Origin of the sequence: Phocaeicola coprocola DSM 17136 (assembly GCF_000154845.1) — a bacterium.
GTDB classification, from domain to species: Bacteria; Bacteroidota; Bacteroidia; order Bacteroidales; family Bacteroidaceae; genus Phocaeicola; species Phocaeicola coprocola.
In genome coordinates, this window is sequence record NZ_DS981459.1 from 54311 (window position 1) to 55654 (window position 1344).

The following is a 1344-nucleotide window of genomic DNA, read 5'->3' on the forward strand; positions in this document are numbered from 1 at the left end:
CGCTACAGGTGCGGAGTGTGGGGTGAAGGGAAAGATGACTCATTAAGTGGGCGGTGACATCCTCAACGCAAGAACCGCCGCAGAAGTAAACGCATAGGAGGGAGCGGATGATTTCGCTGTATTGATAACCATAGAGTTTGCATCTCAACCCAAGTGTTGAGTCAATTGTAGAGGAGAGAAGGGAGGTAAATTGCTCCATGATTGGAAATATGCCTCCAAAAGGAGTGAGTCTTTCGGATTTTATTGCTACCTTTGCCATGCCTGTTGCGGTTTTCTTTGTCTTTGGATTCGCAACACTAAGGTAAGTGAAAACGCTGACATGGCAAAAACCTGGGCAACAAAATGTTGCTCAGGAACTTATAAAAATAATTATCAATTATGTTGCGGAATTAAGGTTTAGGAAAATTCAGAAAGGAACAATTCAAGTATTCACCTGTAAGAAGTTACTAATGACAAAAAAGAAATTGCCCGTTCGTTTTACGGGTCAGCACTTTACTATTGATAAAGTGCTAATAAAAGATGCAATAAGACAAGCAAATATAAGTAATCAGGATACGGTTTTAGATATTGGGGCAGGCAAGGGGTTTCTTACTGTTCATTTATCCTTAAATCCGCAACTCCATTCCCGAAGTGCTACCTACATAAAGAGAAATGGACTTTTGATTCGTAAGATAACCATTAAGTCCTCGCGTCCGTTTCAATGCGCATACCATCCCCTTACCCCATAAAGCGACTTGAGGCAATACGCAATCAGTGGCCATCAAGTGATGTAAATCATCCGGAAGAAGTTTTGAAGGCTTCTGCATATGCATGGTTGTCGGTGTAGATATTCAGCACACATTGCCTTGCGGTCTTAATCCACTTGGCAGGTACTGAAATGAATTTGAAGACAAACGTCTTGATACGGCTGGTTTCCTTGAGCCCGAACTTCTTCACTTCAATCCTTTGCATGATGGCCTTGTAGAAATTGCGTATCAGTGCCGTCAGGAGCAGGAACACGGTATTTTCCGCCATGAAGGATTTAGGCAGTCTGTCCCATCCAAACCCATTGTTCATGTCATCAAAGACGCGTTCCTTGCCACCGCGCATGTTATAGAACTCCACGATGTCCCTCATGGATGATTCGTAATCGTTGGTCAGGATGCAGCGGTATGTATATTCCCCCTCCCACAGGTCCGGTCCACTGCCCATGCGTCTCTGTCTTTGGATTACCAGGCGATACGGTTTGCCCTTCCACTTCTCAACGAGAATGGAGTTCAACTCAAACACGATGCCGTTTATCTCTTCCTTCTTCCACCCTCTGAGCGCGAAGATGTCATCATAGAGCGAGCAGCAGCGGTGGCG

At 44.7% G+C, this 1344-nt stretch carries 3 pseudogenes; 1 reads left to right on the forward strand and 2 read right to left on the reverse strand.

Features of this window, described 5'->3' with window-relative positions:
• A pseudogene (locus BACCOP_RS20390) lies at positions 1-259 on the reverse strand (IS1380 family transposase); the annotation flags it as partial.
• Positions 260-449: 190 nt separating this feature from the next.
• On the opposite strand from BACCOP_RS20390, the pseudogene BACCOP_RS20645 reads away from it, so the two are divergent.
• A pseudogene (locus BACCOP_RS20645) lies at positions 450-602 on the forward strand (rRNA adenine N-6-methyltransferase family protein); the annotation flags it as partial.
• A gap of 172 nt (positions 603-774) precedes the next feature.
• Here BACCOP_RS20645 and BACCOP_RS05730 read toward each other — a convergent pair.
• Positions 775-1344, reverse strand: a pseudogene (locus tag BACCOP_RS05730) (IS1380-like element IS615 family transposase); the annotation flags it as partial.